The 24593-nt window shown below is 66.1% G+C and carries 27 protein-coding genes, 4 tRNA genes and 1 pseudogene; 16 read left to right on the forward strand and 16 right to left on the reverse strand.

Annotated features, from left to right (window positions below; all coding sequences use genetic code 11):
- Positions 1 to 85 precede the first annotated feature (85 nt).
- Both ACV7NQ_RS18525 and ACV7NQ_RS18530 read left to right on the forward strand, forming a co-directional pair.
- Positions 86 to 1429, forward strand: a complete 1344-nt coding sequence (locus tag ACV7NQ_RS18525; RefSeq protein ID WP_463360817.1) for a hypothetical protein — start codon at positions 86 to 88, stop codon at positions 1427 to 1429.
- A gap of 127 nt (positions 1430 to 1556) precedes the next feature.
- Positions 1557 to 1940, forward strand: coding sequence for a hypothetical protein (locus ACV7NQ_RS18530; protein ID WP_463360818.1), 384 nt, complete (start codon positions 1557 to 1559; stop codon positions 1938 to 1940).
- Positions 1941 to 2194: 254 nt separating this feature from the next.
- Here ACV7NQ_RS18530 and ACV7NQ_RS18535 read toward each other — a convergent pair whose 3' ends face one another.
- Entirely contained in the window at positions 2195 to 2785 is a 591-nt protein-coding gene (locus tag ACV7NQ_RS18535) for a hypothetical protein (protein ID WP_463360819.1), read from the reverse strand.
- Positions 2766 to 3158, reverse strand: coding sequence for a hypothetical protein (locus ACV7NQ_RS18540; RefSeq protein ID WP_463360820.1), 393 nt, complete (start codon positions 3156 to 3158; stop codon positions 2766 to 2768). The genes ACV7NQ_RS18535 and ACV7NQ_RS18540 overlap by 20 nt, the downstream gene beginning before the upstream one ends.
- Before the next feature lie 106 nt (positions 3159 to 3264).
- On the opposite strand from ACV7NQ_RS18540, the gene ACV7NQ_RS18545 reads away from it, so the two are divergent.
- Positions 3265 to 4245: an NAD(P)/FAD-dependent oxidoreductase gene (locus tag ACV7NQ_RS18545; protein WP_463360821.1), complete on the forward strand. Its 981-nt coding sequence runs from the start codon at positions 3265 to 3267 to the stop codon at positions 4243 to 4245.
- 308 nt (positions 4246 to 4553) lie between these two features.
- On the opposite strand, the gene ACV7NQ_RS18550 is transcribed toward ACV7NQ_RS18545, so the two are convergent.
- Positions 4554 to 5132 (reverse strand): helix-turn-helix domain-containing protein, encoded by a 579-nt coding sequence (locus tag ACV7NQ_RS18550; protein WP_463360822.1) that lies wholly within the window; start codon positions 5130 to 5132, stop codon positions 4554 to 4556.
- Positions 5133 to 5179: 47 nt separating this feature from the next.
- Here ACV7NQ_RS18550 and ACV7NQ_RS18555 point away from each other — a divergent pair, with 47 nt between their 5' ends.
- From ACV7NQ_RS18555 to ACV7NQ_RS18565, 3 genes are all read left to right on the forward strand, one after another.
- The gene (locus ACV7NQ_RS18555; protein ID WP_463360823.1) at positions 5180 to 6010 is read left to right on the forward strand and encodes a class I SAM-dependent methyltransferase; all 831 of its coding nucleotides are present in this window, start codon (positions 5180 to 5182) and stop codon (positions 6008 to 6010) included.
- 143 nt (positions 6011 to 6153) lie between these two features.
- Positions 6154 to 6594 carry a carboxymuconolactone decarboxylase family protein gene (locus ACV7NQ_RS18560; protein ID WP_463365725.1) on the forward strand — a complete coding sequence of 147 codons (441 nt, stop codon included), beginning with the start codon at positions 6154 to 6156 and terminating at the stop codon, positions 6592 to 6594.
- Between the two features lie 363 nt (positions 6595 to 6957).
- Positions 6958 to 7848 carry a recombinase family protein gene (locus ACV7NQ_RS18565; protein WP_463360824.1) on the forward strand — a complete coding sequence of 297 codons (891 nt, stop codon included), beginning with the start codon at positions 6958 to 6960 and terminating at the stop codon, positions 7846 to 7848.
- Here the strand turns inward: ACV7NQ_RS18565 and ACV7NQ_RS18570 are convergent.
- Together ACV7NQ_RS18570 and ACV7NQ_RS18575 are read right to left on the reverse strand one after the other, a co-directional pair.
- Positions 7818 to 8321 carry a DUF6359 domain-containing protein gene (locus ACV7NQ_RS18570; protein WP_463360825.1) on the reverse strand — a complete coding sequence of 168 codons (504 nt, stop codon included), beginning with the start codon at positions 8319 to 8321 and terminating at the stop codon, positions 7818 to 7820. The genes ACV7NQ_RS18565 and ACV7NQ_RS18570 overlap by 31 nt on opposite strands.
- Positions 8322 to 8372: 51 nt before the next feature.
- On the reverse strand, positions 8373 to 9038 hold the full coding sequence (locus tag ACV7NQ_RS18575) for a TetR family transcriptional regulator (RefSeq protein WP_463360826.1): 666 nt from the start codon (positions 9036 to 9038) through the stop codon (positions 8373 to 8375).
- A gap of 101 nt (positions 9039 to 9139) precedes the next feature.
- On the opposite strand from ACV7NQ_RS18575, the gene ACV7NQ_RS18580 reads away from it, so the two are divergent.
- Entirely contained in the window at positions 9140 to 10054 is a 915-nt protein-coding gene (locus ACV7NQ_RS18580; RefSeq protein ID WP_463360827.1) for an SDR family NAD(P)-dependent oxidoreductase, read from the forward strand.
- 43 nt (positions 10055 to 10097) lie between these two features.
- On the opposite strand, the gene ACV7NQ_RS18585 is transcribed toward ACV7NQ_RS18580, so the two are convergent.
- The 5 genes from ACV7NQ_RS18585 to ACV7NQ_RS18605 all read right to left on the reverse strand — a co-directional run bounded on the left by ACV7NQ_RS18585 (position 10098) and on the right by ACV7NQ_RS18605 (position 11373).
- A tRNA-Cys gene (locus ACV7NQ_RS18585) sits at positions 10098 to 10168 on the reverse strand.
- Between the two features lie 25 nt (positions 10169 to 10193).
- A tRNA-Asn gene (locus tag ACV7NQ_RS18590) sits at positions 10194 to 10266 on the reverse strand.
- Positions 10267 to 10345: transfer RNA gene (locus tag ACV7NQ_RS18595), tRNA-Met, on the reverse strand.
- 2 nt (positions 10346 to 10347) lie between these two features.
- Positions 10348 to 10421 (reverse strand) — tRNA-Ile (locus ACV7NQ_RS18600).
- Positions 10422 to 10545: 124 nt separating this feature from the next.
- Positions 10546 to 11373 carry a pentapeptide repeat-containing protein gene (locus ACV7NQ_RS18605; protein WP_463365726.1) on the reverse strand — a complete coding sequence of 276 codons (828 nt, stop codon included), beginning with the start codon at positions 11371 to 11373 and terminating at the stop codon, positions 10546 to 10548.
- 383 nt (positions 11374 to 11756) lie between these two features.
- On the opposite strand from ACV7NQ_RS18605, the gene ACV7NQ_RS18610 reads away from it, so the two are divergent.
- Genes ACV7NQ_RS18610 through ACV7NQ_RS18620 form a run of 3 tightly spaced genes read left to right on the forward strand, consistent with a single transcriptional unit; the run spans position 11757 to position 14421 of the window.
- Complete coding sequence (locus ACV7NQ_RS18610) at positions 11757 to 12833, forward strand: tyrosine-type recombinase/integrase (RefSeq protein WP_463357733.1); 1077 nt, start codon at positions 11757 to 11759, stop codon at positions 12831 to 12833.
- Complete coding sequence (locus ACV7NQ_RS18615) at positions 12830 to 13153, forward strand: helix-turn-helix domain-containing protein (RefSeq protein ID WP_463357732.1); 324 nt, start codon at positions 12830 to 12832, stop codon at positions 13151 to 13153. Before ACV7NQ_RS18610 ends, ACV7NQ_RS18615 begins: the two co-directional genes overlap by 4 nt.
- The gene (locus tag ACV7NQ_RS18620) at positions 13150 to 14421 is read left to right on the forward strand and encodes an integrase (RefSeq protein WP_463357731.1); all 1272 of its coding nucleotides are present in this window, start codon (positions 13150 to 13152) and stop codon (positions 14419 to 14421) included. The genes ACV7NQ_RS18615 and ACV7NQ_RS18620 overlap by 4 nt, the downstream gene beginning before the upstream one ends.
- Before the next feature lie 291 nt (positions 14422 to 14712).
- Here the strand turns inward: ACV7NQ_RS18620 and ACV7NQ_RS18625 are convergent, their stop codons facing one another.
- The 4 genes from ACV7NQ_RS18625 to ACV7NQ_RS18640 form a co-directional block, all read right to left on the reverse strand.
- Entirely contained in the window at positions 14713 to 15447 is a 735-nt protein-coding gene (locus ACV7NQ_RS18625) for an MBL fold metallo-hydrolase (RefSeq protein WP_463365727.1), read from the reverse strand.
- 269 nt (positions 15448 to 15716) lie between these two features.
- Entirely contained in the window at positions 15717 to 16331 is a 615-nt protein-coding gene (locus ACV7NQ_RS18630; protein ID WP_463360828.1) for a transposase, read from the reverse strand.
- A 20-nt stretch (positions 16332 to 16351) separates the two neighbouring features.
- Positions 16352 to 16990, reverse strand: coding sequence for a transposase domain-containing protein (locus tag ACV7NQ_RS18635; RefSeq protein WP_463365625.1), 639 nt, complete (start codon positions 16988 to 16990; stop codon positions 16352 to 16354).
- Between the two features lie 176 nt (positions 16991 to 17166).
- Positions 17167 to 18375: an ISAs1 family transposase gene (locus ACV7NQ_RS18640; RefSeq protein ID WP_463360829.1), complete on the reverse strand. Its 1209-nt coding sequence runs from the start codon at positions 18373 to 18375 to the stop codon at positions 17167 to 17169.
- Between the two features lie 525 nt (positions 18376 to 18900).
- On the opposite strand from ACV7NQ_RS18640, the gene ACV7NQ_RS18645 reads away from it, so the two are divergent.
- Positions 18901 to 19098 (forward strand): hypothetical protein, encoded by a 198-nt coding sequence (locus ACV7NQ_RS18645; RefSeq protein ID WP_463360830.1) that lies wholly within the window; start codon positions 18901 to 18903, stop codon positions 19096 to 19098.
- A gap of 87 nt (positions 19099 to 19185) precedes the next feature.
- Positions 19186 to 19326, forward strand: a complete 141-nt coding sequence (locus tag ACV7NQ_RS18650) for a hypothetical protein (RefSeq protein WP_463360831.1) — start codon at positions 19186 to 19188, stop codon at positions 19324 to 19326.
- Here ACV7NQ_RS18650 and ACV7NQ_RS18655 read toward each other — a convergent pair.
- Positions 19301 to 20140, reverse strand: a complete 840-nt coding sequence (locus ACV7NQ_RS18655) for a LysR family transcriptional regulator (protein WP_463360832.1) — start codon at positions 20138 to 20140, stop codon at positions 19301 to 19303. The two genes, ACV7NQ_RS18650 and ACV7NQ_RS18655, sit on opposite strands and share 26 nt — an antisense overlap.
- 96 nt (positions 20141 to 20236) lie before the next feature.
- On the opposite strand from ACV7NQ_RS18655, the gene ACV7NQ_RS18660 reads away from it, so the two are divergent.
- The 4 genes and pseudogenes from ACV7NQ_RS18660 to ACV7NQ_RS18675 form a co-directional block, all read left to right on the forward strand.
- Entirely contained in the window at positions 20237 to 20968 is a 732-nt protein-coding gene (locus tag ACV7NQ_RS18660) for an SDR family oxidoreductase (RefSeq protein ID WP_463360833.1), read from the forward strand.
- Between the two features lie 227 nt (positions 20969 to 21195).
- Entirely contained in the window at positions 21196 to 22158 is a 963-nt protein-coding gene (locus ACV7NQ_RS18665; protein ID WP_463360834.1) for an alpha/beta hydrolase family protein, read from the forward strand.
- Between the two features lie 397 nt (positions 22159 to 22555).
- Positions 22556 to 23155 (forward strand): NADPH-dependent F420 reductase, encoded by a 600-nt coding sequence (locus ACV7NQ_RS18670; protein WP_463360835.1) that lies wholly within the window; start codon positions 22556 to 22558, stop codon positions 23153 to 23155.
- 156 nt (positions 23156 to 23311) lie between these two features.
- A pseudogene (locus tag ACV7NQ_RS18675) lies at positions 23312 to 23596 on the forward strand (helix-turn-helix domain-containing protein); the annotation flags it as partial.
- Positions 23597 to 23756: 160 nt separating this feature from the next.
- On the opposite strand, the gene ACV7NQ_RS18680 reads toward ACV7NQ_RS18675, so the two are convergent.
- Positions 23757 to 24590: a DUF4158 domain-containing protein gene (locus tag ACV7NQ_RS18680; RefSeq protein WP_463360836.1), complete on the reverse strand. Its 834-nt coding sequence runs from the start codon at positions 24588 to 24590 to the stop codon at positions 23757 to 23759.
- Positions 24591 to 24593 lie beyond the last annotated feature (3 nt).

Below are 24593 nucleotides of genomic sequence, written 5' to 3' on the forward strand. Positions count from 1 at the left end.
CAGACGAGTTCGCGACACGCCGATGTCCGAAGTCCACTGCAAACAGAACCGAACCCCAGGACAACAGTGCAGAGGAGTTCGAACATTGACAATTCGTTCCGACCGGGCCGGTGTTCAACAACCGATCGATTTCCAACAGGGTTTCTGCCTTGCTGCATCAAGCTGCGAATCGGTGCCGGTGCCGGGCCGTGATGTCGTGGAGAGCGAGTACAACAACAGCATGACAAGGTTCGATGAGACGTGGCATCGACTGCGGGAGTGGACCTCCGGGCAAACTCCGTCGGAGCGCTTGGCCGCTCAGGTCCTTCATCACGAGGGATTTGAAGACATTGATCCATCGCACCCGCTTGGAGGTAAAGACGGCGGGCGTGACGGTATGTGCACCAGGAACGGTCAGCCGTGGGTTTTCGGGGTGTACTTCCCTCGTGGCCAGGACAGCTTTGCAGAGATCAAAAATAAGTTCGCGGGCGACCTCAAGGGTGCGATCAAGCATGACCCCCACGGGTTCGCATTCGTCACAAACCAGGAGTTCCGACTAGCAGAGCGGAAGGAACTGCAAGAGCTGGGCGGATCCGTGGAGATCGAGTTGTATCACCTCGAGCGGGTCAGCGCGATCCTCGACTTCCCCGGGATGGCCCAGGTCCGTAAGCAGTTCCTGGATATCGAGCCCAGTCCGATCCCGATCTCCATCGATCTTGAAATCGTCGGCGAAGCGGGCTATTTCGTACGCGGCGACGAATTGCGGGAGTGGTACATCCAGCACGAAGCCACCGAAGCCCGCAACGGCCACATTCAGCAGGCAGCCAAGCCTCAGCCGGCCTATGCCGCCGCCCTAGGCCTGCCCCCACCGCCGACAGCGGAGCAGATTGAAGCCCGGATCGAACGCTGGACCACCAAGGTTCGAAACGACTGGGAGAAGCACGAGGACCACCTCGCCGCGACCGCTTGGCCAGGGCTGGAGTTCAGAGTTCACAACACCGGCGAGGTGTTCCTCAATGACGTCCGTATCGTCATCACAATCGGTGGTGTACGTGGCTTGAAGTGGAAAGATCCGGGACAGTTCGAGTTCCATGAACTGTTCCCGCCGCTCTACCCGGGCCCGAAGGATCCGTTCGGTGACCTCCGGAATCCTGACCCCCTCCGCCCCAGCTATCCGGTCAAGTGGAAAAACCTCCCCGATGCAGTCGAGATCACCATCGATCTTGAGCACCTGCGGCCGCACCCCGAAGGTAGCTCGAATCCGGAGTGGAGCGGCGAGCACGACCTCGTCTTGGTTCTTCTGGACCACGATCCGGCGGCGGCCGTGACTGCTGAATGGGTAGTGACTGCACAAACCTATGGCAGGGCATACACAGGACAGTCTCGCGTGATCCCAGTGCGAGCAATCGAAATCGGCGAGTCTTTCTCCGCCGTCGGATCCACCGACTAGTGGGATCTGACCGCCGGGTTCGGGAATCGCCGCAGGACTGAGGGTCAGGAACGAGGCCCCTGCCCGCTTTTAGGCTGGATCGGTTGATCACACACGTACCACGTCCGGCACGAGAAGGGGCTACACGTTGACTCACAAAATCGCGACCGCCGCCGCGGTCGGCATCCTGTCGGTCTTCCTGTCCGCAGGCGTCGCCACCGCCCAGGCGCTGGACCCGGGACCGGGAGAAGGGCAGGCGGGGGAGCCGACCCCCGGAAGTAGTGCCACGGGCACGGGCACCGACTTCGGGAATCAGGCCGGTGCTGTCGAACCCGTGCAGGTCTTCGGGCCCTCTGCGCCGCGGAGTTCCGACGATGGCGGCAGCGCGGGCGGTGCCGGGAACGAGGGCAAGGGTGGAGGCAAAGGCAAAGGCAAAGGCAAAGGCAAAGGCAAAGGCAAGGGTAAAGGCAAAGGCAAAGGCAAAGGCAAGGGTAAAGGCGAGAGCGCGGGCGGGGCCTCTGGCCGTCGATAACATTCACTTCGGGTCGGTTCTCGGCGGTCAGCGCCGACTCGAACAGCTCGAGGGCGGACTGCGATCTTGATCCGTAGTCCCGATGGTGCACTCCGGTGAACTGACGACCTTTCGCTTACAAGGCGAGTGCTCTACCCGAGGCCCCGAGAGGAAACCACAAAGGCGAGTAAACCTTTCGGTCCGGCGCACCGCGCGCGTGCATCGAGTCGCGTGATCAGCCTGCCTGGCTGGTCAGTGGCTGACCTGCGGATTCGTCACTCGGTGTCGGTAGGTCTCGTCACACGATGTCGGAGTTCACCTGCGGATTCGTCGCTAACGGGCGCGGTCGCGGCCCAGGTCGCCCCTCCGGTCCAGAACGGATCCATGTGGGTGCATGTGCGGTCTGTGTCGACGTAGTCCTCGCCGGTGCGCTCGGCGACCAGCAGCCAGAAGGATTTCGCGCCGAGGTAGTGCGCGCTGGTCCGCCAGGTGTAGCCGGGTACCTGCTCGCGGATGTGGGCCAGCGCGCGGGTGGCGATGCCATCGCCCCACAGGTTCTTCTGCACGTCGATGTTGCCGATGAAGCCGCGGCGGCACTCGTGGCAGATCAGATAGCGGACCTTCCCGATCGGCCAACCCTGCTGATCTCGGTGCCAGAACGTGATCGAGCGCATGTCCGTGGCCCGGCCCTCGGTAATCGACGGCCCGTAGTGCTCGAAACGGACCGCGCGGCGAGTCTGCCACCGCTGTCGGATGCGGCGGGGACTCAACTTCCGCAGAATCGGATGCGGCGGCTGCGGCCACAGGTACTTCGCGTACGGATCCACATCACCGTCGTCGGAGGTGTCATCGCGCACCACAGTCACTCGCCCCCTTCGGCTTTCCCCTGATTGTGCCCGTGGCCACCGACAGATCCCGGTCGTACCCTGAGCCGATCAGGCCCTGCCGCCGAAGGGGAACACGCAAATGCCAAGCCTGCATGAGGAATTCAACGACACGATCACCGAACTCAAGCGCCTCGACGCCAAGCCTCGAACTTCCGAGCTCGATCCGCTGCGCGAGCGTGTCGAGGCGCTCGACGCGGACCTGCGAGACATCACCAACCGCGATGAACACTACGAACTGGCCAAGCTCAGCCACCAGGCCCATGCCCTGCTCATCGCCGCGCACGAACGAGCCGGGATGGCCCTGGATGTCGCCTGGGCCGCCCGCGAGCGCCAGCTCCACGACGTGCTGCACCCCACCATCACCAGGCGAACCCGGAGGTCGACCGAATCGTCGTCGGTCTTTGCCAGAATGGCAAGTCAGCTTGGCAGGATCGCCGCACGACCGCAAAGCTCGGGTCATGGAGACAGTATGGGATTGCATCGTGGTGGGCGGCGGTGCCGCCGGATTGAGCGCTGCCCTGGTGCTGGGCCGGGCCCGGCGGCGGACGCTAGTGGTGGACGCGGGCGAGCAGAGCAATCTGGCGGCCCATGGCATCGGCGGCCTGCTCGGTCATGATGGCAGGCCACCGGCGGAGCTGTATGCGGCTGGACGGCAGGAGCTTTCGGTGTATCCGACGGTGCAGGTGCGCCGCGGTGAGGTGATCGACGGCGGCCGTGACGGTGACACGTTCACCTTGGAGTGCGGCGACGGCACTCGCGAGCGGACCCGGCGGGTGCTGCTGGCGACGGGGATGGAGTACCGGTTGCCGGCGCTGCCCGGTCTTGCCGGATTGTTGGGTGGTTCGGTGTTCCATTGCCCGTTCTGTCACGGCTGGGAGATGCGGGATCGGCCGTTGGCAGTTCTGGCACGCAGCGAACGCGGCGTGCATGGGGCCCTGTTGTTGCGCGGCTGGACCGATGACGTCGTCCTGCTCACCGACGGTCCGGCGGACCTTGAGGCCGATGGCCGCGCCCGGCTGACCGCCGCTGGGGTGTCGGTCGACGAGCGACCGGTGGCCGAGCTCGTCAGCGTTGACGGCGAACTGACGTCGGTCGTGTTCGCCGACGGGAAGCGCATGGCGCGCGGGGGAATGCTCGTCGCGACGACACTGCATCGACGGTCGCGGCTGGCCGAGCGGCTGGGGGCGACGGCCGCACCTGCGGGACCCGTCGCGGTCGATGCGCTGAGCGTCGATCCACTGTGCCGCACCACCGCGCCCGGGGTGTTCGCGGCCGGCGACGTGAGCGCCCAGATGCCGCAGGTAGCCGCCGCGGTGGCCGCAGGCTCGCTCGCCGGGGCAGCGGTGGTGCAGAGCCTGCTGGCCGACGACGTCGGCCTGCCAGTACCCGGGGCGCCTGTTTCGCCGGCTGAAGGTGAGCGGCGTGTCGGCATCCGCTGAGACACAACAGTTCTAATCATTATCGTCAGGCCGATGGGTGTGGAGTGGGCGGCCTAACGCAGGCCTAACGCGCGGTTGGTCGAGGTGGCCGCGGATCTGACGCCAGCCGCACGCTGGATGGGGTGCCGTTTGGCCACCGCTGGCATTCGCAGCGCGCCATCGAATGCGCAAGGTATGTCCGAACATCGCGCTCGCTCGGACCGTCCGACCACCTTTGCGGGCGCAGGTCAGCCGGAAGTCCAAGGCGGCGGTGTTCGTGGTGTGGCGGGGATAACCCGCGCGCCCTGGTCGAGCTGGCGGGCGGACACTCATGGCGAGGGGTGCAGGTGCGAGCGTTGCCCGTCGTGGTCGAGGATGACGAGGACTTCAGCCGGTCCGTGATGGGAGCGGATGGCGTGGGGGGTCATGGTGGAAAATTCCGCCGCCTGGCCGGTCTCGACAAGGATGCGTCGCTCTCCTAGCAGCAGCATGACGGTGCCGGACAGGACGGTGAGCCAGTCCGTGCCGGGGTGCACTCCCAGCTCGTCCTCGCCCTGCGGGTGCGCCTGCTGGGTGATGCGCATCTTGGCCACGGTCCGCCCCGAGGGCCCGCCCTCGCGGCTGAGCAGCCACACGGCCATCCCGCGCGCCTTGTCCTGGTGCGGCCTGATCACCACGTCGTTGTCGTCGGCGGATTCCACCAGCTGGTCGAGCGTTGTCCCCAGTACGCGGGCGATCGTCGTCAGCTGGTCGAGGCTGATGCGCTGATGGCCGGTCTCGATGCGGCTGAGAGTGGAGGGGCTCAGGAAGCAGCGTCCCGCCAGGTCATCCAGCGACCAGCCCCGGGAACGGCGCAGCCCCCGGATACGCATACGGACGATGTTGTCCACCACACTGTCTTGCATCATATGCAAGATCCTATGCGATTGATGCAAAGCAGCATTACGGTCGAGTCATGACCACACAGCATCAGCACGCGAGGGCTGGCTCCGGCGACATCGCTATGGCTGAGCTGTTGGACCTCGACGCGGAGATCCTGCACACCTACCTCGCCGATGTGACTGCCTGGCTCGCCGATTTTGCGGGTAACCGGCCTGTGCGCCGGATCCTTGACCTCGGCAGCGGGACCGGAACGGGCACCTTCGCACTGCTGGAGCGCTTGGAGCAGGCGCGTGCGACCGCCTTGGACGTCTCACCACAGATGCTGCACCACCTGAAGAACAAGGCCCACGCCCGCGGCATGCAGGACAGAGTGGAGACCATTCGGGCGGATCTGAACGGCGCATGGCCGGATCTCGGCACCGTCGACCTGGTGTGGATGGCCTCCGCCCTGCACCACACGACCGACCCCGGGCACATCCTGACCCAGGCGTTCGACGTACTGCGTCCCGCCGGACTTCTGGTCGTCACCGAGATGGACTTCTACCCGCGGTTCCTGCCCGACGAGATCGGCCTGGGCCGCCCCGGCCTCGAAGCGCGCATCCACACCACTTTCGGCGGTGAACAGCCCGCCCCCCTCCCGCCCCGGCTCCTCGAGGCCGGCCTCACACCGGAGGCCGAGAGGCTTTTCCGCATCGAGCTGCAACCACCGCTCCCGCCAGCAACCGGCCGCTACGCGCAGGCGTCCCTGAGCCGGCTGCGCGACCACATCGACGGTCACATCGACGCCGAGGACCTGGCCGCACTCGACACTCTCATCGCCGACGACGGACCCCACAGCCTGCTGCACCGCGCCGATCTCACCGTGCGCACGACACGAACCGTCTGGGTGGCCCGACGGCCCTGAACGCTCCTCAGTCCACCGCCTGCACCCGGCCCCGCCACGTTGTCCACCCCCAGCCCCCCTGGACAGGGCCGCGCCCCTCTCCGGTAGTGACCACCACGACTCGTCACGGCCCCAACGAATGAAGGAGTCTTCTCATGGCCCGCATGAAGAACCCCGCACGGATCCTGCCCGACGTCCAGAAAGCCATTGCGTCGCTGACTGTGGCCACCCGCAGCGGCGGCATCCCGGAGCCCACCTTGGAGCTGGTCCACCTGCGGGCCAGCCAGATCAACGGGTGCGGATTCTGCGTCGACAACGGCGCACGATCGGCACGCGAGAACGGAGAGTCGGACGAACGGCTCGCTGCGGTCGCCGTGTGGCGCGAGACCCCGTACTTCACCGACGCCGAACGAGCCGCCCTTGACCTAGCCGAGCATGCGACCCGTCTGTCCGACCGCCCGGACCCCGTTCCCGACGCCGTCTGGCAGGAGGCCGCCCACCACTACGACGAAAAGGCACTCGCCGCCTTGGTGGTGAACATCGCCACCACGAACTTCTTCAACCGCATCCTGGTGACCACCAAGCAGATCGCAGGAAGCTGGTGAGCACGGACACCGAAGCCCGACGCCGGAGGCAGACTCTGTTCGGCGAACCTGGCGAGCGATCCGCATAAACGACCAGCTCCGCTGGAGCATCCAACGGATCGGCCAAGAAGGGGTGGGACCGGAATACGAGCGAAATGTGCCACACGCCAGCGGCCAGTACGTCACAGGCACGAACCGGTGTCGTAGGCGGCGGCGAGGACGTCCGCCGACTCGAAGAGACGACAACGCGGACACTGAGGTTGTTTCATAGGTGGTCGCTCATGAAACACCCGCCCGACCGGCGCCCCACCTGCGGCGACCATGTTTCATGAGTCGTTGCAAACGACTGGACTCCGGAAACACCCTCATGAAACAGTCGGGGCCGTGAGCGACGACTTCAAGCGCGTGGAATCGCACGACTGCCCGATGTCCACTTGCGCCGCACCGGCGGGCTCCCCGTGCCGGACCGCCAAGGGCAAGGTGGCCATCCAGTACCACACCGCCTGCTTCCGCCTCGTGCCCCAGCTCGCCAAGGTCTTGAGCGTGCCGACCCCGGCGGTGCGCAAGCCCGGCTCGCTGTGGACCGAGCTGCCCCGGCCTGCGAGCGCCGGCGCCGCGCCGGGCGGGCACGTCCGTCTCGGGTACGCCCGAGCCTCGACCGCCCGGCAGTCCCTCGACGCCCAGCTCGACTCCCTCGCCGAGGCCGGGGTGACCCGGGTCTTCTCCGAGAAGATCTCCACCCGCGCCACCCGGCGGCCCGAGCTGGAGGCCGTGGTGAAGCTCGCCGGGGAGATCCGCTCCACCGGCGTCGCCGTCACCCTCGTTGTCCACGAGCACAAGCGGCTCGGCCGCGGCATCGAACTGGCCGTGCTCGCCGAGGAGCTGAAGGCGAGCGACGTCGGCCTGGAGTTCCTCGCCGGAGAGCTGCAGGGCTCCCACGATCCCTCCGGCATCGTGTTCACCGTGCTGGCCGCTATGTCCGGCATGGAGCGCGAGTACATCCGCGACCGCACTCTCGAAGGACACGAGTCCGCCCGCAAGCGCGGCAAGACCATCGGCGGCGCCGGCGTCACCGACGACTCCATGCTCTCCATGGCCCTCCACCTGCGCGACCAGGAGATGAGCCTGCGCGACATCGCCAAGCGCCTCGTCATCACCACCGGCGCGAAGAAGGGACAACACCCCTCACCCGCCACCGTCATGCGAATGCTGCGCGAGCACGACCAGCTGACCACCAAGCCCGGTCACTCTGAGCTACTTGTCCCTTTGCCGTAGCTACCCGAGTGCAGGGCCGTCGCGGTCGGTGTCGTGGACGTCCCCGCGGTCATGGCCGAGGGCGACTTCAACCCCGCATGCGCGAAGTACGCCGTGAGCGTCCCCGTCACCACGAGCACGTCCCCGATGAGGTCCGGGTTGGTCTGCAGCCCCCACGCCGACCGGTACGAGCTGGTGATCTGCACGTACAGCATGTCGTCGGTGTCGGTCGCGGTCGGCTCCCCGACGATGTAGCCCTTGACCGTCGCGCTGCTCCCGGTCTGACTGCTGATCGCCTGCGCCACGGTGAGCGTGTCAGCCGCGCTCGCGGGCACCTGGAAGAGCGTCACCATGAGCGCGAACAACCCCAGCACGGCGGGGACACCGATCCCGGCCGCACGGCGATACGTCCTCGGACCCAACATGGACCCTCCGACCCACCAGGCTATATAGATGACAATCAGCGTAGGTGACCGCGCGATCAGGCCCGTCATACCAGCTGCTTCATACGCAGGGCCGTTTCCCCTCACAGCAAACGGAAAGGTTCAAGCGCGCGGCAGCACACCCATGAGCGCCGAGGTGAAGGAGTACCGCAGGGCGTCGCGCAGCTCCATGTGGAACACGCCGAGGGCGGGCTCGTCCGCATAGGCGGCGAGGAGGCTGGGCGGTGGCGGGACGTAGGACGACAGGGCGCCCGCCGAGACCAGGCTCATCAGGCAGAACAGTTGCGCGCCGTCGCCGAGCTCGGGCACATGGCGGCGCACGAGCTCGGACATGGCCGCGAGCCTGGTGAGGGAGGACCGCTTGTGCCGCTTGACCACCTCGACCGAGACGTTGTGCTCCAGGACGCCACCCTGCCCGCCCAAGAGGTCGCAGAGCACCACCCGCTCCGCCAGCGACCGGCTGAGGATCTCGGCCAGCTGACCCGCCCGCACTTCCGGTGCCGCCTGCGCCTCGACGCCTGCGGCCAGTTCGTCCGCCAGCTCGGCGAGCCAGCTTCCCAGGAAGTCGTCCAGCAGTTCGAGCAGCACCGCCTCGCGCGACTCGAAATATCGCAGGACGTTCGACTTGGCCAGGCCCACCCGCCGACTGAGCTCGTTGAGCCTCACCTCGGCCATGGGCATCTCGTCGAGCATCGCCGCCGCCGTGTCCAGGATCGCCCGGCGGCGGATCTTCCGCTGCTCCTCGCTTCGCGCCCGCTGAAAGGTCACACCCTCACCCTAGCTTAAAGACCACCGGTCCCTTGACAGAAGACCGGCGGTCTTTTACGCTTCTTCATAAAAGACCGATGGTTCTTAATGAGGAGTACGTCATGAGCGGCAACTGGACCGAGCAACACATCCCCGACCAGCACGGCCGGGTGGCGATCGTGACCGGCGCCAACACCGGGCTGGGTTTCGAGACCGCCCGGATGCTCGCCGCACGCGGGGCGGCGGTGGTCCTGGCCGTCCGCAACATCGAGAAGGGCAGGCAGGCAGCCGCCCGCATCACCGGCGACGTCACCGTCCAGGCCCTCGACCTGACCTCCCTGGACTCGATCCGGTCCGCAGCGGCCGACCTGCGCGTCGCCCACCCGCGCATCGACCTCCTCATTAATAACGCGGGCGTGATGTACACCCCGCGGCAGACCACCGCCGACGGCTTCGAGCTGCAGTTCGGCACCAACCACCTCGGCCACTTCGCCCTGACCGGCCTGCTGCTGGACCGGCTCCTGCCCGTCCCCGGCTCCCGCGTCGTGACGGTCAGCAGCACCGGCCACCGCATCCGGGCCGCCATCCACTTCGACGACCTGCAGTGGGAGCGCTCGTACAGCCGCATGGCCGCCTACGGCCAGTCCAAACTCGCCAACCTGATGTTCACGTACGAACTGCAGCGCCGGCTCGCACCGCACGGCACCACCGTCGCGGTCGCCGCCCACCCCGGCGTGTCCAACACCGAACTCGTCCGCAACACGCCCACCGCGCTCCGCCTGCCCGTCACCTGGCTCGCGCCACTGCTCACCCAGAAGGCCGACATGGGCGCCTTGCCCACCCTGCGCGCCGCCACCGACCCGGCCGTCGTCGGCGGGCAGTACTACGGCCCCGGCAACCGCGGGGAGATTCGGGGATATCCGAAGCTGGTCACCTCCAGCCCCGACTCCCACGACCAAGCGGCCCAGCAGCGCCTGTGGACCGTCTCCGAGGAGCTCACCGGCGTGACGTTCCCCCCCAGCCGGGCCGTACGGTGACCCGCGTCCGGGCGGGACGACTCCACAGCGGATGGACTCCTTGAGGCCGCAACCGGATTCGAACTGGTGTGCACCGCTTTGCAGGCGGTTCCCTGACCACTCGGGCATACGACCAGGCCGCTCGGGACGACCGGCGGAGCTCCGATGCCCGGACTCGAACCGGGACCTGGACGGTTAACAGCCGTCTGCCCTGCCAATTGGGCGACATCGGATGGGAGCAGGGGCGGGATTCGAACCCGCGATCTCCGGCTTATGAGACCGGTGAGGACGACCGAACTCCTCTACCCTGCGCGTGTCGTCGGGTGGACTTGAACCACCGGCCTCGGAGTTATCAGCTCCGCGCTCTGACCGACTGAGCTACAACGACGGGAATGCACCCACAAAAAAAGCCGCCCGGGTCAGGGGGCGGCGGCGTTCCGGAAAGGGGCGCCGCTAACGAGCTCGTGCACGGTTGGCGGTGAGGCATCGAAGGCTTCGGCGTGGCTCCGTGTTCACATCTGCCGTGCTGAGGCCAGGTCCGCGGTCTGCTGGTGGGACAGCAGACCGGCGACGGCCTCGAACCGGGCGTTGTCGGAGAACGTCGCGTCGTCGAACCGGGCGGGGCCGGAAAACGTCGCGCCCTCGAACAGGGCGGCGCCGGAGAACCTCGCGCCGTTGAAGTTCACTTTTTCGAGGTAGGCGGCACGGAAGTCGAAATTACATGCGGACCAACTGTATTCGGCGCGGGGACGCAAGTGGTCGGCGACGACGCGCAAGATGGTGTTACGGACTTCACGGTCGTTTTGGCGGTACTCGAAGTGATCTTCATTCTCGTCCGAGTCGTCGCTTCCACGTCGTTTTCGAACGCGTTTGCTCTGGTGGTTGGCTCCCAGTTCCGGGGTGTAGGGCAGCCGAAGGTAACCGCAAAGAACGTCGATGCACTGCTGGCGGCGTAGCCCGTCAGATTCGTCTGCCACACCGGCCATCGCGTAGGCCCCGGCGATGCGGACTGCGACATCGGTGGCGCCGAGTTGGGCGGCCGCAGCGCTGAACCGTTCGACGAACCGGCTCTGCTCGAGGTCGCGTTGGCGGCGGTAGGCGATCACCAGCGCGACTACACCGCCGACGCCGGCGACAACGGTCAGCGCGACCTTCGTGAGATCGATCGGCGCGGCCTTGGCATCGCTGGTCGGAGTGATCCACCGCAACACCGCATACGCGACGAAGGCCACGATCAACCCGGCCGCGAGAGCCAGAGCGATCGCGGGGAACAGCCGGACCCGACCGGCGCGGCGCCCGAGCGCGGCCCGACGGTCCTCGGCCAGTTGCCTGCGCACCATCCTCACGACTGGACGTGCTTGTGCGCCAACGGCGCTCACCCACCCGAACATTGCTCGATTGTGCAAGCAGTTCCTCCGCTTGTCTCCCGCGCGGCGGCGGGGGCCCGGCCCTGACGCCCGAGTTCATTCACTTATCGGAGGTCAGAAACGGCCGGTTTTTCGTCAACGAAAATGAGGGATGGTCGCGACGCAAGAAGGCTAACCAACAGTCGACGAGTTCCTGAGCCGTCCTGTCTTCTCCCCCCTGCCGTTTCGTGCCTGGGCCTGGCGGTTTCCTCGTTCCCCTGCGCCATATCACTCGACTGAAGTAGCCTCGCTGCGGCCGATCAGATCACGGCTGTAGCGATAGTTCTTCACTGGGAGTGAAATCAAGGAGGCGTGGGTTGGCGCTCGCGGCGGTGCGGGATCTGCGGGAGCTGCGGGCTCCGGCGACCGAGGACGAACTCGCCGCGTTCGAGACCGACGTGCTATCTGGGTTTGTTCTGGCGCGGGCCTCCGCGGGGCTGGTGGACTCCACGATCCGTAACGACGTCAATCACCTTGAGCTGGTTCGGGATTGGTTCGGTCGGCCATTGTGGGAGATGGAGCCTTCCGACGCCGACACCTATTTTGGGAAGGTGCTGCGGGAGGCGAAGCCATCCACGCGGACCGGCCGCGCGGCCGCGCTGACGGTGTTCTTCCACTTCCTGGAGCTGCGACACAAGGTCGAGCTGCACAATCTCACCGGCCGGGTCGTGGAATGCCCACTCGACGAGATCAACCGGCCGCGGGCGTCGGTGGATCCGCAGCTACGCATCCCGCCGACGGCCGAGGAGATCGAGCAGTTGTTCGCCGGGTGGCGCGCAGAGCTGGCGACCTGCCGCAAGTTCGCCCCGATCGCCCGCAACTACGCCGTCGCCCGCCTGGCCGCCGATGTCGGCTTGCGGATCAACGAGGCCCGCATGCTCGATCTCGACGACGTGCGGTGGGAGCTGGGCCGGTTCGGAAAGCTGAATGTCCGCCATGGCAAGGGATCTCGCCGCAAGGGCCCGAAACCTCGACTGGTGCCGCTGATCAACGGCGCCGACCGGAGTCTGCGCTGGTTCATCGAGGACGTCCTCGGTCTGTTCGACATCGACCCCTCGCGCCACGGGACGCCGCTGTTTCCGTCCGAGCGTAAGAACACCGACGGCACCGCCATGCGCGCGACCGCCGACGTGTTCCGCCGTGCCCTCGCCGATGCCGCCGACCGGCATCTGCTGACCTGGTCCGGGAAACTGACACCGCATGTCCTGCGCCATTTTTGCGCTTCCCAGCTTTATCTCGCTGGGATGAACCTGTTCGCGATCCAGGAATTATGTGGTCACTCCTGGACGGCCACAACTGCCCGGTATATCCACGTCCACGCCACCCATGTCGAAGACGCGTGGGTGACCGGGCAGCGCCGGGTCGCCGACCGATGGAAAGGACTCACCCGATGAAATGGAACCTGCGCCTGGCCGCGGCCAACCGCGGCATCTGGAAGGCCAGCGAACTGCAACGCATGCTCGCCGACCGCGAGCTGGTTATCAGCGCCGGGAAGATGTCCGGGCTGTGGTCGGGCAACCCGAATGTCGTCAAACTCCGCGACCTGGACGTCATCTGCGCTGTCCTCGGCTGCGGCGTCGAGGAACTGCTCATCCCCGAACCCGAGACCGTCACCGCACCGGTTCCGGCGGCCGAGGACACGCCTGCGGCGGTCGGCGAGGTTCGGCCGGTCGTCCCACGCGCCCGGACCGGGAGGTCGCTGCCGCCTCGATGAACTGCCTGCACTGCGGCACTCCGCTGCCGGAGAAACGGCGGCGAGACAAAATCTATTGCAGCCGAACCTGTTCGGCACTTGCCTCCTACTACCGGCGAAGAAACGGTGAGCCGCTCCCGTCACGCTGGCAGCACCAAGCGCTGACCGTCAGCGATCCCGCCCTGCGGGCGGCGGCGCAGCACGCGCAGCAGCTCGCCGCGACGAGGGGCTGGAGCCCGTCGACCTTGCACTGCGTGCTCGATGGGTTGGTCACCGTGCTCGACGGGCGGACCGCCGGTGACAAGGTGCCGGTGAGCGAGATCCGTCAGCGACCTCACCGCCACGTGTCCAGGACACGGCTGATCGAGGTGCTTGCCGATCTGGATCTCCTTCACGACGATTCGACACCGCCGGTTCGTTCCTGGATCGACCGCGCGACAAGCGATCTCGCGCCCGGATTCGCCAGTCCGGTCCGATCCTGGCTGCTGGTTCTGCTCGACGGCGACGCCCGCGCCAGACCCCGCTCGCCCGCCACCTTATATGCCTATTTCGGCGACGTTCGGCCGATCCTGCGCCAATGGGCGACCCACTACGGTCACCTGCGGGAAGTCACCAAATCCGACATCTACGCCGCCCTCGAGCCGCTGCACGGCTACCAGCGCAACAACGCAGTTCAGGCGCTGCGCTCGTTGTTCCGAACCACCAAGAAACGTGGCCTCACCTTCGACAACCCGACCATCGGCGTCAAAGCACCACACATCGACCCCGCGATGGTGCCGATGACCGACGACGAGATCCGCATCATCGAGCAGTTGGCCGTCCGGCCATCCGACCGTCTCGCCCTTGCCTTGGCCGCCGAACACGCGGCCCGGACGAACACGATCAGAAACCTGATGCTCGACGACGTTGATCTGCCCAACCGCCGCATCACTCTGGCCGGCCACAACCAGAGGGTCGGCGACCTCACCTACCGGGCGATGCGAGCTTGGCTCAACCACCGCCGCACCACCTGGCCGCACAGCCCCAACTCACACCTGCTCGTCAGCCCCCGCACCGTCCACGGCACAGGACCGGTCAGCCACGAATTCGCGCGTTTCTCCCTGGGGCACAACGGATTCAGCATCGACCGAATCCGCGCCGACCGCATCCTGCACGAAGCCCTCACCGCCGGACCGGACCCACTGCACCTGTCCCTTGTCTTCAACATCCACCACGAGACCGCCCTGCGCTACTCGACCGTCGCCGAGCACCTACTCAGCGACGAAATCGAACAGCCACCTGGCCGATAGAACAGTCCGGAACGGCTAGAATCCGGCCACGAACCCACCGCATTCCAGATCTGCGAGCGCCGAAAAGCCGTGGGTTCCCGTTGAAATCGCTTCAGTCGCGATGAACCCACGGGAGAGCCCGGAATCCTGAAGCAGTCAGGAAGTGCAAAGTAGCTTCGGCGGCAGCGGGTTTCGTCTACTAGCGGCCGGGGTGGTTGGCGGCAGTGATGGTGGCGTGGTTTCGGTCGGCCAGAGCGGCGACGATGGCCAGGCCCAGGCCGCTGCCGCCTGCGGTGCGTCGGTGAGCGATGTTCACACGTTGGGCCTGAATGTGTAGGTTTCGCCGTGAGCGAGGTAGACGAACTCTGTACTCGTGGTCAAGGTTTGGGCGGCCTTCTTGAAGTCGTCGAGTCCCGACAGGAATACCGAGAAGTCGTTGTAGTGGATCGGGATGGCGGTGCGAGGTTTGGTGATCTCGACGGCCTTCACTGCCTGCTCGCCCGTCATCGTGACTACCGTGACGAGAAAGGTCGTGCCACCTGTGTGAATCAGACCGAGGTCTATGTCGGGGTAGCGGCGCGGAATGTCCTCGAGGCTATCGATGAGCATCGTGTCCCCGGTTATGTAGAGCCGGTACAGGTGATCGGAGTTCCGGCTGAAGTCGAGCATGTGCCCATTAACAGGCATTAGCAGCGCGTTGACTGCGTCGTCTGTGGCGTGCTTGGCCGGCATGGCGGTGATCTTCAGCGTCGCGTCGCCTTTCTGCACTACGAGGGATTCCCAGGTGTCGAGGGGATAGCCCTGCTCAAAGCCGAGAGAGCTGAGCTTGCCCACCGCGTCAGCCGTTGAGACGATGGGCAGTTTCTTGTCGAGCTCTTGCGCGGCGACGTTATCGAAATGGTCACCGTGGTAATGCGACAAGATGACCAGATCTATCGGTGGCAGGTCGGCGATCTGGCAAGCTGGCTCGACCTCGCGCCGGGCCCATATGCCATGACCCAGATCGACGTGCTCGCCTTTGTGGAGGAAGGCGGGATCGGTCAGGATCCAATGCCGCTTAGCTCGCCCCCTGTAGAGCTGTGACCGGCGGTTTTGCGGATGGTCGTCGTTGTGTCGGCGTGATGCAGCTTTGGTTGGCCAGCCGGATGGTAGCGGGTCCGGTGTGACGGGTTCCCTTGTCTGCCTTGCGTTTTACTCGGAAGCTGTTGTGTCTGGCGCGTTTGACGACGCGGGGGTAGGAGCGGTGGCGGCGGGGGTTGAGGTGGCGTTTTGCGGTGATCTGTTCGGCGAGTTCGGTGTGGAGCTCGAGTTGGCGGTCAGGGGGGAAAACCGTCCGGGCCTGCGATGGTGTCGCGGGCGAGTCGGACGGTCTGGGTGAACTTCACGCGGTCGGGATCGATGCCGGTCTCGACCGCGGCCCGGCAGATCAGCGAGCAGATCGCGTAGTGGGCGATGAGGAATCCGTATATTTCCTGGCGGACCATGTCCGGGGTTTGCGAGCGCAGGGTTTTGGCGGGGCCGCGGAGCTGCGTCTTGATTTGCCTGTTCGCGGCTTCGTGTTCCCAGCGTTGGTGATAGGCCTCGGCCAGGATCAGCGAGGGTGCCTCGTGCGGGTCGAGGATGGTGGTGAGCAGGCAGATCAGCTCACCGCCTTCGCCACGGTCGGTGATCTCGTATTCGATGACGCGGGCGAAACGAGTCCGGTCCCAGTCCAACTCCTCCCCGGCTATGGCCGCCTCCAGCAGCTCGGCCCGCATTTTCGCCGGGGTTTTGGGCGCGAAAAGCAGTGTCACATAGGAGCCGTCACCGAGGCGGTCCACGATCGGCAGGTCCATAATGTCACCGAGACGCCACAACAGGTCGGCGTCGGTGTCGGCGCCCTGGCACCACAGTTTGAAACTGTAGAACCCCTGGTCACACACCAACATCATGCCGGGTTCGAGTAACCAGATCAGTTCGGCCGCGCGGTGCGTTCACCGGTGCCCTTGCCCACGACCGGCCCGATCACCGCGCCCAGGCTCACATGCGAGCCGCATTCGGTCAACGTCACCACCCGTGCCTGTGGCAACACTCCCTTGCTCGGTTTACCGAATTCCGTTGCGTTGGCCTCGGTGTCGGCCACGTCGAACACCATGCCATCAATCGAGACCAGCCTGCGTCGCGCGTAGAACGCGTCCAGGGTCAGCCGCGACGCCACCGGCACCGCGATCCGCTCGAACAGTGTTTTCATCGGCTCGAACCCCAGCCGCTGCCGGGCCTGGGTGATCCCACCCGAGGTCGGCAAACTCCACTTCGGATCCCAACAACGCCAAAGCCGCAGCGGCCCAACCAGTTTCCGCATCACCCCCTCGTAGTCCACACCTGCGAACAACGCCAACGCGACCACGAAATACATCACCAAATGCGGCGGCAACGTCCCACCACGACGCTTGGGCGCCTTGCCGTGCTCGGAAATCGCCATCTCCACCGCATCACGGTCCACCACAGCGGTCAACACACCCAACGACACCTGATCGATCAACGACACCGCACCCACATCCACCACGTCGGCGACGCTAACCCCAGCACCGACACGATCCGGCACCGACACGCCCAAAAACGCTCCACACCAACCAGTCTCACAGACCAACCAGCTGGCACTACATCGCAATCATGCCGATGACCTGCGAAAACACGTCAAGCTAAGTGGCATTGGGTCAGGATCGTCAGTCCGCAGAAACGGATCAATGTGGTGGCGTTACCGATGCAGGGCTCCGGCGTTGTCGCCTAACTAGCCTGCGACCAAGGGTTTTGGGTGTTCGTCAGCAGGTGGAGGCCTCTGTTCGGTGAGAAGGCTGTCGTCCGGCAGGCCTCGGCGATGTTGGCGGCACCATCGATGCGGTGAAGGCTTATCGCCGTGTTTCGGAGCGTCGCGGCGACTTGCGGAGCGGTGCCGGTCCGCAGGGTGCTGCGGTCTTCGTCGTAGGTCACATCACGGACCCAGTGGATCGCATTCTCAATTCCCCAATGGTTTCGCAACCATTCGGCTAACTGTCGGGGTTTGGCTTGCTCGAAGGTGACACTGCAGATGGCGTATACGGTCTCGACCGTCAGTTTCCCGGTGGTGACCTGGACGCGTTCGCGGGTGATCTGCATGATCTGGCGGGCGTAGGGAAACCCGATCCCGCGCGGCACGCTCAGCACCTTCATGGTGCGGGTCTCGATCCTGCCGTGCGATGGCTTGGCGTCGGCGTCACGGTGGGCGATGGGGACCTCGGCCCACGGCTGGGCGATAATGCGAGCCAACAGCTTGGGCTGATTCGCCTTCACCGTCATCAAATAGTGCGACTTGAGCTGCCCGCAGATCAGTTTCGCCGTGGCGACCTGCGTGTGCATCGCATTGATCGTGGCGATGAGCCCGGTCCGGTTCATTGCCTTCAGAAGCTTTCGCACCGTGGGGATTTCGTTGGACTTCGCGGCGACTGCCAGCTGGCCGAGGACCAATCGCGCGTGGTGGGCGAAGATCGACACCAGGTGCGGTGCGCGGCCCCCGCCCAGGCGCGCCCCGCGCACGGTTTTGCCATCCAGGGCCACCGCCATCAGTCCGCCGGAGTCCGCGGCAGCGGCCACGGCGGCGAAATAGTCACCCAACCGGCGATCCAGATCCGCGGCGTCGAGTCTGGCGATGAGGGTTCGCAACGTCTTCTCGCTCGGGCGACGCACTCGGATGCCCAGTTCTGCCAACACTTCCGGTGGCGCGGTACGCACCCAGGTGGCGAACCCGGCCACCGACTGCATCCCCGCCGCCGTGGCCAGGATCATGATCGCCAGCAACCCCACCAACGGGTACCGGATTCCACGGGGATCACGCGGGTCGGGAACCGTCTTCAGCACCTCCAGCAAACACGGTGCGACCGTGTGGGTTTCCGGTTCGACGCGCCGTCGATCCAACACCTCCACAACGGGCTCGACAAGGGATACTGAACAGACGGACACGGGCGACTCCGGGGAAGATTCTGGCCTAAGGAACCTTCATCCTCCTCGAGCCACCCGTGTCCGCCTCGCATCCGAAACGGCGTGTCGCACAGCTAATTACCGCAGCTCACCGGCTTGCAGACCGACAACGCCGGAGCCCTGGTTACCGATGAAGTAAAGATCGCCCTCATCGAATTCTGCCGTCCCACCGCTGGCCAGCTCCAAGGAAGTCATCGTGTCCTCTCCTTTGGGTGGTGATTCCTTACCATCGTTACGCCCTTCTCCAATACGGGCTTGGGATGTCACAGTTCCAGTCTGGGTCAGATCGTGCGGACGGGCTAGGGGCAAGGCCGCTTAGTTTGGGTTCCTGCCTGGTTGTCAACCGGGCAGGATGTGCACGATCTGGGTTTTGTAGATGTTGCGAGCGCTGCGCCTTCCGTCGCGCGTCCCGCGTCTCGTCAACGGTCGTCTGCGATAGACCGGGATCCAATCTTGATCTGGTTGGCATTCCCCAGCTGAAGTTTCGCCATTTTATAGAGAAAGGACTTGGTCCGCGTCCGCGCCGAATGCGACGACCTACAAACCCTTACCCAGCAGTTGGCCCGCATCGTCCACGTTTTAGAAGTGGAGAACCAACAGCTCAAGGCCACGAACTCCGCCCTGCAACAGCAACTGGCCACGCGCAGCGGCGTCACAGACCTTGCCAGCCGCCGAGTCACCCGCTCCGGTCCGAGATGGGTGTAGCTCGCGGCTCATCCAAGATTTTCGTAGCCGGTGATCGTCGGCGCTGACGGGGTGTGACTTCGCGCTCGTGCGGCGGGGTGCTGGGGCATGTCCGACGAGGTGCTGGTCCTGTTGCTTGCTCGACTCAGGCCCGTGGTTGTCGAGTCGGTCGCGGTCGTCGATGGCGTGTTGGTCATCACCGCCCGCACCCGGGGCGGTGAGGCTAGAGACGTGTCGCAGTCCGGATGAGGTCGGCGACGGCTCTGGATCGGCTGTGCGGTGGCCAGGCGATCACGGTGGTGACTGTCGGCGCGTCCAGCACGGGCACGGCGGCGAGGTCCCCGTGCAGTTGGGCTCGGCACGACTCCGGTGAGATGGTGCAAGCACGGCCGAGCGCGATCAGCTGCAGCAACTGTGTGTGGTCGCGGACCTGCGGGCCGGGGCCGGGCGGGTAGGTGCCGTCGGGGTCAGGCCAGCGTGGCAGGGGCAGGCCCGCCAGTGCGGTGATGTCGGCCATGTGCACGTGGGCCCGGACGGTGAGCGGATGCCCGGCCGGCAGGACCACGACCTGGCTCTCCGTGCTGAGCTCTTCGGTGTCGAAACCGGCTGTCGAGTCGAACGGCCGGTGCAGCAGTGCCACGTCGGCCCGCCCGTCACGCAGGAGTCGTTCCTGCTCGGCCGGGCCGCACAGGATGACGTCGACGGGGACCGCGCCGGGTTCGGCGGCGTAGGCGTCGAGCAGTTTCGCCAGCAGTTCGCTGGACGCGCCCGCTTTCGTGGCCAGGACCGGACCGGGACGGCCGGTCGCGGCGCGGCGGGTCCGGCGGTCGGCGGCGTCGACCGCGTCGAGGGCCGCCCGGCCCTCGGTCAGCAGCACCAAGCCGGCCTCGGTCAGGGTGACGGTGCGGCTGGTGCGGTTCAGCAGCGCTACCCCGAGCCGGCGTTCGAGCTGCTGGATCGCCCGTGACAAAGGCGGCTGTGCGATCCCGAGCCGCTGCGCGGCGCGCCCGAAGTGCAGCTCTTCAGCGACAGCGACGAAGTATCGCAGTTCCCGGGTCTCCACGCAGCCAGGGTATCCCGGGATCGATACCTGGACGGTATCGTTGCCCACCTAATCGGTGTTGGACCCCTCGCCAGGGTCCGGGTCAGCATTGTCCCTATGAGTGAACGGACGATTGCGCTGGTTACCGGCGCGAACAAGGGAATCGGGTACGAGATCGCGGCGGGCCTGGGCGCCCTCGGCTGGAGCGTCGGCGTCGGCGCCCGCGACGATCAGCGCCGGGAGGCCGCGGTGGAGAAACTGCGCGCGGCTGGCGTCGACGCGTTCGGCGTACCGCTGGACGTGACCGACGACGCGAGCGCGACCACCGCCGCACGGCTGATCGAGGAGCAGGCCGGGCGCCTCGACGTGCTCGTCAACAACGCCGCCGTCACCGGTGGCATGCCGCAGGAGCCCACCCGGGTCGATCCCGCCATCATCCGGACGGTCGTGGAGACAAACGTGATCGGCGTCATCCGCGTCACCAACGCGATGATCCCGCTGCTGCGCCGCTCTGCCTCGCCGCGGATCGTGAACATGTCCAGCAGTGTCGGCTCCCTCACCCGGCAGTCAGGAACCGCTGGTGAGCAGACGACGGGTCCGGTGGCCGTGGCGTACGCGCCGTCGAAGACGTTCCTGAACGCCGTCACCCTTCAGTACGCCCGGGAGTTGAGCGGCACGAACATCCTGATCAACGCCGGCTGCCCCGGCTTTGTCGCGACCGATCTCAACGGCTTCCGTGGCGTGCGTACCCCCGAACAGGGCGCGGCGATCGCCATCAAGCTCGCGACCCTGCCCGACGACGGCCCGACCGGCAAGTTCTTCGAGGACGCTGGCGTAGTGCCCTGGTGATGTGCACGGCGGTCATCACCCGCCGCATGAGGCGGGTTCGCCCGCGCGTCTCGAACAGGTTCATCGACTGTGGCGGCAGTCCCAGCCAACGCTTCGGCGCCGGGGCAACGCTCCGCACCGCTCCGGAGGAACACTCCGGTCGGTGAAGCCGAAACCGGGCGTTCCCGCCCGCATCCCCGCCGTCGGCTTTGTGAGCTGGCGGCATGCCCCCGAAGAGGATCAACATCATGACCGAGTCGACTCCCACTGACGTCGTCAGCGCGCCCACTCCTGTCCTTTCGTTCAGTCCGGTGGTGCTGTCAGCTCCCAGCCGAGCCGTGGACCTGCAGGTCAAGGTTTCCGCGCCCGCGACCGGAACCGAGCTGCCGATCATCCTGCTCTCGCACGGCCATGGCAGGTCGAATCACCTCTCCTCGCTGAGCGGTTACGCCCCGCTCGCCGACTTCTGGGCAGCGCACGGCTTCGTCGTGATCCAGCCCACCCATCTGAGCTCCAAGACGCTGGCCCGCAGCGTGGATCCCGACGACCCCGAGGCGCCGCTGTTCTGGCGCACGCGGGCTCGAGACATGACGCGGATCCTCGACCAGCTCGACGTGATCGAAGCCGCCGTCCCGCAGCTGCAAGGGCGCCTGGACCGCAGCAAGGCCGCGGTAGTCGGGCACTCGTTGGGCGGGCAGACCGCGAGCATGCTGCTGGGCGCGCGGCTGACCGATCCCCAGGACGGAACGGAAGTGAACCTGGCCGATCCCCGGATCAAGGCGGGGGTGCTGCTCGCCGCGCCCGGCCGAGGCGGCGATGCCCTCAGCGAGGCCGCGGCCAAGAACTTTCCGTTCTTCTCGACCATGGACTTCTCCAGGATGGCCGCGCCTGCGCTCGTGGTCGCCGGCGACCAGGACGTCTCGCCTCACCTGACGGTTCAAGGCTGGGAATGGCACGCCGACCCGTTCCATCTCGCTCCCGGCCCCAAGTCCCTGCTCACCCTGTTCGACGCAGGGCACATGCTCGGCGGGATCTCCGGATATGACGCCGCCGAGACCACGGACGAGAACCCCGAGCGGGTGACCGCAATCCAGCAGCTGACCTGGTCCTACCTGCGCACCGAGCTCTATCCCGCAGATTCCTCCTGGCGTGCAGCGTGTGACGCGCTGACCGCCGCAGACAACTCACTCGGCCGGGTCGAATCCAAGTAGGCCCCACGAAACCCATCCGTCCGTCGGACCAGCAGCATGAAATCGGTGCTCTTCCCCGAAATGGTCATCGCGCGGGCCGTCTTGAGCTGCTGGGCATGGCAGGTAAAGACGCCGCGGCTCAACACGAGTCCTCCAGCGAGCATGCTCATGAACAGTCCTGCCAAGACCTGGCCCAGGTAGGCGGAGGCCCCCGGAATGCGGGTGGGTCAGTCCCACGCGGGCGCGCAGGTTTCTGTTGACGACCTGCTGGTTGAACGTGGCTGACGCGAGCAGCACCCGTGCGGACGCCGCCCCGGGCATCGTCCGGTAGTGGTGCCCAGTCGGTCAGTGCGGTTCGGCATCGAATTAATACATCTATCGCTCATGTTATTTGAGCCCAAACTGTCAGGAGACTGTTGTGCACATCGCGATCATCGGCAAGGGGAAAGTGGGCTCTGCCCTGGGAGCACGGCTCGCGTCCGCCGGCCACGAGGTGGCTTACGGCTCACGTACCCCCGAGGACCACACCGGGTCGGTCAGTCAGACGGATGCCGTCCAGGGCGCCGAGCTGGTCATCATCGCCATCCCCGGCACTGCTGTGCTCTCTACGTTGGAGGAGATCGGGGAGGATGTCCTCGCCGATCGGATCATGCTGGACATCTCGGCCGCCTTCACGCCGGACATGGCGCTGGCCTACCCCAACGACAGCGTCGCCCGGCGGGTGCAGGCGCGCTTCCCCCGGGCCCGGGTCGTCAAGTCTCTGAACACCATGAACGTCTCGATCATGGTCGACCCGCTGGCCTCGCTCTCGCAGGCAACGGTGTTCGTCAGCGGTGACAACCAGGACGCCAAGGCGGCCGTCAAGGAATTGCTGGCCGACCTGGGGTGGACCCCGGAAAGCATCCTCGACCTCGGGGGCGTGGCCAGCGCGACAGCCACCGAACACGCCGCACCGTTGTTCTTCGCGACCTACACGGCCTTGCAGACGATGCGGTTCAACATCACCATCACACGCTGACGGCAGTCGCGTCGGGCGGTACCGCCCGCTACCTAGTGAGTCCCCGCCGTAGCCACGATCCGGTGAGGCGCAGCCTGGAGCCCAACCAGTGGGCGACGCAGCGCCACCAGCAGCGATTATCCCTCAGCGCCGAGTCGCTCGTCAGGAAAGCAAGGCCGCGCCAGAATCGACCTGTCCACGCTGAGTCGTCTTGAGTCGGGCAAACGCCGCCTCGCTCTCGACCATCTCCCCCGGCTCGCGGCGGCCCTGTCGGTCAGCACGGACGAACTCCTGCGCGCGCCGATCCGCGGGTGCGGGGCGGTGCGCAGACCCACCACGGCGTCACGTACTGGCCGTTGACCCGGCACGGTCCGGCCGGCGGACTGCATGCGTTCAAGGTCCGTCCGGGTCAGCGCCCGGCGACGCACCCCGCCGCCCGAACTGCCCGTCCACGAGGTCCAGGGGGTCGAGGAGCAGCCGCGCGGAATCCGGCGGTAGCGCGAATCGAACTGGGCGTTTGCTATCGGGCCGCCCCCCGGCGTGGCCCGTACCGCGCATAGTTTCCAGAGTCGATAGTGCGCTGCTATGTGCGGTAACTCCTTAAGCGCCGGATCGGGCGGATTTACTCCTCGACCCCCAGCACCGCCAGCACCGCCAGCAGCGTCAGCCGCACCGGCTCCGGGGCGTCGCGCAGGTCTGACGGGAACATCCGCGCCGCACGGGCCCGCCAGGCGTCGACAAGTTTCTCGCTGGCATCGGCGAACAGCTCCGCCGAAAGCTTCAGCGAACGGACCGCAGTGAGCTTCTCGATCTCCCGCAGCAGCGTCTCCAGGCTGACCTTGCCGGGGTCGGACTTCAACTCCGCCAACAGATTCCGGCCACTCGCCAACGGAGTGGCGGTCTCGGCGACCAGCTCGTTCAGAGCCTGGACCGACGCCGCACTCAGACGCGACATCGTGCGAGCGCAGAATCGCTGATCGAACGTCGATCGCGCCGAACCCACCAGGCGATCGATCCGGCCGGGTGTCGGCGGCTCCAACTTCTCGGCCCGACACCGCACCAGCACAGCCTCGCGCAGCCGGTCCTCACGCAACTCGACCGGGCACATCTCCTCAGCCAACCAGCCGATCAGCTGGTCCTCGTCGCTGACAGCGAATTCCCGGAACCCGAAAGCAGCACGAACCTGGGCACGGTGATACTCGATCGTCCGGCCCGACCACCGATACGAGGCGAACAGCTCCGGATCGACCTTCACCTGCTCGGCGACGTAGCTCACCACCACAGCCGGCACCTCCGCCGCCGCACGAGGGAACCTCGCCTCGATCTCGAAGAACTTCAGCAATACAGCGAACCCGAGCCTGGTAGCACCCGATTTGTTGCCCACCAACCGCCAGTCGTGCTTGCCGATCAGCGTCCACGACCCGATCAGATCCTCGGGCGACCACTCCAACTGCACGAA

It is taken from the genome of Nocardia sp. Tas62D01 (genome assembly GCF_055232035.1).

What these genes read in the sequence shown, in the direction of transcription:
- ACV7NQ_RS18605 (WP_463365726.1), bottom strand. Translation starts at nt 11,373, where the DNA reads ATGGTGCGCAGGCAACTGGCCGAGGACCGTCGGGCCGCGCTCGGGCGC.
- ACV7NQ_RS18555 (WP_463360823.1), top strand. Translation starts at nt 5,180, where the DNA reads ATGACCACACAGCATCAGCACGCGAGGGCTGGCTCCGGCGACATCGCT.
- ACV7NQ_RS18630 (WP_463360828.1), bottom strand. Translation starts at nt 16,331, where the DNA reads ATGATGTTGGTGTGTGACCAGGGGTTCTACAGTTTCAAACTGTGGTGC.
- ACV7NQ_RS18660 (WP_463360833.1), top strand. Translation starts at nt 20,237, where the DNA reads ATGAGTGAACGGACGATTGCGCTGGTTACCGGCGCGAACAAGGGAATC.
- ACV7NQ_RS18545 (WP_463360821.1), top strand. Translation starts at nt 3,265, where the DNA reads ATGGAGACAGTATGGGATTGCATCGTGGTGGGCGGCGGTGCCGCCGGA.
- ACV7NQ_RS18550 (WP_463360822.1), bottom strand. Translation starts at nt 5,132, where the DNA reads ATGATGCAAGACAGTGTGGTGGACAACATCGTCCGTATGCGTATCCGG.
- ACV7NQ_RS18665 (WP_463360834.1), top strand. Translation starts at nt 21,196, where the DNA reads ATGACCGAGTCGACTCCCACTGACGTCGTCAGCGCGCCCACTCCTGTC.
- ACV7NQ_RS18580 (WP_463360827.1), top strand. Translation starts at nt 9,140, where the DNA reads ATGAGCGGCAACTGGACCGAGCAACACATCCCCGACCAGCACGGCCGG.
- ACV7NQ_RS18620 (WP_463357731.1), top strand. Translation starts at nt 13,150, where the DNA reads ATGAACTGCCTGCACTGCGGCACTCCGCTGCCGGAGAAACGGCGGCGA.
- ACV7NQ_RS18570 (WP_463360825.1), bottom strand. Translation starts at nt 8,321, where the DNA reads ATGACGGGCCTGATCGCGCGGTCACCTACGCTGATTGTCATCTATATA.
- ACV7NQ_RS18615 (WP_463357732.1), top strand. Translation starts at nt 12,830, where the DNA reads ATGAAATGGAACCTGCGCCTGGCCGCGGCCAACCGCGGCATCTGGAAG.
- ACV7NQ_RS18560 (WP_463365725.1), top strand. Translation starts at nt 6,154, where the DNA reads ATGAAGAACCCCGCACGGATCCTGCCCGACGTCCAGAAAGCCATTGCG.
- ACV7NQ_RS18650 (WP_463360831.1), top strand. Translation starts at nt 19,186, where the DNA reads ATGTCCGACGAGGTGCTGGTCCTGTTGCTTGCTCGACTCAGGCCCGTG.